The sequence below is a fragment of the Pseudomonas sp. 32_A genome (assembly GCF_017490905.1).
GTDB classification, from domain to species: Bacteria; Pseudomonadota; Gammaproteobacteria; order Pseudomonadales; family Pseudomonadaceae; genus Aquipseudomonas; species Aquipseudomonas inefficax.
The window spans coordinates 1-646 of record NZ_JAFGYI010000119.1 but is presented as its reverse complement, the minus strand read 5'-3'; the positions used below and the strand labels follow the sequence as shown (position 1 = coordinate 646).

The 646-nt window shown below is 63.2% G+C and carries 1 protein-coding gene; it reads right to left on the bottom strand.

Annotated features, from left to right (window positions below):
* The coding region (locus J5M58_RS25855; RefSeq protein WP_207880156.1) for an ABC transporter substrate-binding protein at positions 1–249 on the bottom strand (249 nt) is incomplete at its 3' end.
* Between the last annotated feature and the right edge of the window lie 397 nt (positions 250–646).

The window sequence follows — 646 nt, the reverse complement described above, 5'->3', positions numbered from 1 at the left end:
GGCCACCGCCTGCTTCGGCTCGCATGCGTCGTCCATCATCACCACTTCGAGCTTGTTGCCGCCCGCGCCGCCTGCCGCGTTGACCTGCTCGACCGCCGTCAGCGCGCCGGCCTTGACCATGTCGCCGTACTGAGCGACCGAGCCGCTCATCGGGCCGGCGATGGCGATCTTCACGGTTTCCGCATGGGCGGCGGCGCCGGCTGCAACGAGCATCGCGGCAAGGGACATGGACGTAAGACGGGACAGCATCATCAGGAGCTCCTCGATTATGTTTAGTCATACGGGCAAGGCGGCATGACTTGCGCAATCGAACAACACCCGTGGACGAAACGACTTGGAGCACGCCCGAGACGGATTGACGGACCTGCAGATGGAACAGCGCTTGCGGGGCCCGGCAGTGTCAGCCGCCGTCGAGAACGACGGAGACCTTGGTTCGGAAAGACAACGTGATGCGTCTTGTATTGCGCAAGCGATTCGCCTGCCCCGCTCACCTAACCGCTCGTCGGACGGATCTGCCGACAGCCGTTGGCAAGGCAGCCGAAATTATAGGATCGTTTTTCATCCGTCTGACCACAATTAGCCGATGAATCAGGGAAAACACGCAGGCTCGGCGGCCCGGCGCACGCGCGGCTGCGCCGGCTTTTCG